Source organism: Glutamicibacter sp. 363, from assembly GCF_052379505.1.
Taxonomy (GTDB): domain Bacteria; phylum Actinomycetota; class Actinomycetes; order Actinomycetales; family Micrococcaceae; genus Glutamicibacter.
The window spans coordinates 1-3,127 of the sequence record NZ_JBQSYR010000063.1 but is presented as its reverse complement, the minus strand read 5'-3'; the positions used below and the strand labels follow the sequence as shown (position 1 = coordinate 3,127).

General features: G+C 61.6%; 3 protein-coding genes. All 3 read right to left on the bottom strand.

What is annotated here, in order from left to right:
• Window positions 1-52: 52 nt before the first annotated feature.
• Window positions 53-1,042 carry a tyrosine-type recombinase/integrase gene (locus tag ACT3UA_RS18805; RefSeq protein ID WP_096283013.1) on the bottom strand — a complete coding sequence of 330 codons (990 nt, stop codon included), beginning with the start codon at window positions 1,040-1,042 and terminating at the stop codon, window positions 53-55.
• A complete protein-coding gene (locus ACT3UA_RS18800) occupies window positions 1,039-1,962 on the bottom strand; it encodes a tyrosine-type recombinase/integrase (RefSeq protein ID WP_096283012.1) in 924 nt (307 codons plus the stop codon). The genes ACT3UA_RS18805 and ACT3UA_RS18800 overlap by 4 nt, the downstream gene beginning before the upstream one ends.
• A partial coding sequence (locus ACT3UA_RS18795) for a tyrosine-type recombinase/integrase (protein WP_096283011.1) occupies window positions 1,959-3,127 on the bottom strand: 1,169 nt, incomplete at its 5' end. The genes ACT3UA_RS18795 and ACT3UA_RS18800, both read right to left, overlap by 4 nt.

Below are 3,127 nucleotides of genomic sequence, written 5' to 3'. Positions count from 1 at the left end.
ATGGATTCGTGGTGGTCAGCGGGCTGCCGCAGCCTGAACCGCTCGGCATAATTCAGAGCGCTTCAAGGTAGTCAAGAAGCGAGTCAGGCGCTCGATAGCGGTTCCGAGTTTCTTTGAACGACGTCATTTTGTCCAACGCGCGTTGTTTGACGGCAAGATCGGCGTGCATATAGATCTGTGTCGAGGCGATGCTCTCGTGGCCGAGCCAGAGCGCGATGACCGAGATGTCCACACCGGCTTCGCGCAGGAACATGGCGGCGCTGTGGCGAAGGACATGAGGGGTGACTCGCTTGGTCGCCAATGATGGGCATCCAACGGCAGCAGTGGTGGAATATTTTGTCACCAGCCATTCAACGGCGTCGGTGCTCAACGTCGTGCCATTCCGGCTCGGGAACAGGGGTGCATCGGGTTGGACGCCACTGGCTTTGAACCACGCCCGCATCGTGGCCACGGTTCCCGTGGTCAGGGGCGTGGAGCGCTGTTTTCGGCCCTTGCCACGGCAGCGAACATGCGCACCGATTCCCAGGAACACATCTTCTCCGCGCAGGCCGGTAAGCTCGCTCACGCGCATACCGGTTTGGACGGCGAGAGTGAGCAGTGCATGGTCGCGGCGACCGATCCAGGCGCTGCAGTCGGGGACGGCGAGGATCGCCTCAACCTCCTCTTTGGTGAGGAATTCTACGATTCCCCTCTCGAACCGTTTCTGTGGGATCGACAGGACCCGGGCAATCAGCTCGGCATGTTCGGGGTGCTGGAGAGCGGCGAACCTGAAGAGCGAATGGATCGCGGCCAAACGGGCATTTCTGCTCCGTATGCAGTTCTTCCGCTCAGTTTCCAGGTGGCTGAGGAACGCTCCGATCGTCGGGGCATCCAGGTCGCGGAAGTCGAGGTTCGCCGGGGCGATCCGCTTTGTCTCAAGGATGAATGCCAGCAGCAGCCGGAACGTGTCACGGTAGGCAGCGACTGTGGCGGGGCTGACTTGTCGTTGGGTGATGAGGCGGTCGGTGAAAAACTTTTGCAGGGTTGGGGCGAGGGCGCTCATGGTAGTTCTCCCAGGAATTCTTCAAGGTGCTGCCCGACGATGGCGAACAGCTCGGGTGAGGCTTGCAGGTACCAATAGGTGGAGGCCGGGTCGCTGTGCCCAAGGACTGCCGAGAGCAGCGGTATCCGCGCGTCGACATCGACCTGTTGTTGGTGCCAATCGATCAACTGGCGAACCGCGTAGCTGTGTCTCAGGTCGTGGATCCGGGGGCGTGCTCGTTCTCCGCGCCCCGTCAGGCCGGCCTTGTCGATCAGGGAGGGGAACGTTGCATTGAGCGAATTCTTGTTCAGTCTGGTTCCCCGTGTAGAGACGAATACCGAGGGCGCCACGGGGAGCTGAAAGTGAAAGTCAACGCAGTCAAAGTAGTTTTGGAGTGCCTGAACGGTCGTTTCATGCAACGGCACTTTTCGGCCGCCACCTTTGGCATCACGGACTACCAGTAGTGATTGCTCCCGGTCGAGGTCCTCTCGGTTCAACGCCAAAGCTTCTCCCCGCCGGAGACCCGTGACTGAAAGCAAACCGATAAAGGCCTCGTAGGTGGCCGCACGCAGTGGCGGGTTCAGAGCCCGGGCGGCCTCCATCAACGCTCCGATATCGACATCGGAATATAGATATGGTGCAATTCGTTGCTGCCGTGCCGGAAGCAGGTCACGTGGCGGCACCTCGGTGTCAGGGTCAAGGTTGCGCAGGTATTGTGCGAAGCCGCGCACGAAACCCAATCGTTGGCGCCACCAGAGAGGTTCGGCATTCACCGGCTGGGTAGCCCACGCGAGAGCCAGCTCGGTGCTGACGTGCTCGGCGCCATGGTTGTGCAGGAAGCTGACGAAGTCGGGCAACAAGGAGCCGGCATCGACGAGTTTGAAGCCCAAGCCCCGGCGCATGGCGAGGTAGGTGTCGACGGCGGCGGAAAGATCGATCATCGCGCACCTGGCCAGGGTCGTGCCAACTCGCTCGTCCAGGCAGGGTCAATGGTGGTGTAGGAGACCGTGACTGCCAGGCTCCGGTGCCTCATGACTTGAGCGATCTCCAGCCACGAAGCGCCAACGCGCGCCAGCTGTGTTGCCGTGCCGTGCCGCAGCAGGTGCGCACCCATCGGTGGCAGCCCAACACGGTCGGCCACGCGTGCCACGACATCACCGACCCCTGTGGGGCTCATAGCGCCTTCTGGCGCTCTGACGTGAACGAACAAGGCCCTGCAACCGGCCGGGACGCGACGATGGGCCTCGTGGAGGTAGTGCACGAGCGCTTCACCGACATCGGTCGGGATTGGCAGAACTTCGTGGCGATTCCCTTTTCCCCGGACCGTGATTTCACCACGGCGCCAGTTGATGTCATCGACCCTCAAGCCGGCCACCTCGCCTCGGCGTAGTCCCATCCGCCACAGGACCGTCAGAATCGCACGGTCGCGTAAACCGACGTCGCTGGCGCATTCACAGCCATCGAGCAGGCGCAGGAAGTCGCTTTGGGTGAGCTCGCATGGAACGTGGGGACGGTGTCCGGTGAGTTTTGGCAGAGCCGCGGCGAGCGGTGCGGTGGTGATTCCGGCGACGTGGAGGAATCGGAGAAATGATGCCAACGCGGTCACGGTCTTCTTCGACCACCCGATACTTGAGCGCGCGCAGAGCGCCGCAATATACGTGGTGACCTCGGCCGCTGAGAGCTCCTCAAGCCGGAGTGTCCGCTGGTTGCAGAAAATATCAGCGACACGCATGTTGGCCACGATCGAGCTTTCAACAAGCCCACGTTCGGTGGACAGGTAACCGCGATACTGCTCAAGGATCTGTGAGGTCGGATCCAGCGGTGTGATCTTCGGAGGCACCACACCGATTTGGCGCAAATACGCGATCGGAACCGAAAAGTTTGCGACAGCCACAAACGTCGTTCGGTGTGCGGCTTGCCGGGCCGCGACGAACCGATCCACGCAGGAATCGTCCAGGTCGCTGGCAGTCAAACGATGCTCGTGCAACCACCGATCCAATGCCGCAAGTTGACGCAGCCGCCACCGAACCGAGTCCGGCGCATAACCGCGGTCTTCGAGATGCTTGCGAAAGCCTTCCACATACAGCGAAAGCGGGCTGGCTTCCC

Excerpts from the sequence above, each read along its gene's own strand:
- ACT3UA_RS18805 (WP_096283013.1), bottom strand. The coding sequence starts at position 1,042 with ATGAGCGCCCTCGCCCCAACCCTGCAAAAGTTTTTCACCGACCGCCTC.
- ACT3UA_RS18800 (WP_096283012.1), bottom strand. The coding sequence starts at position 1,962 with ATGATCGATCTTTCCGCCGCCGTCGACACCTACCTCGCCATGCGCCGG.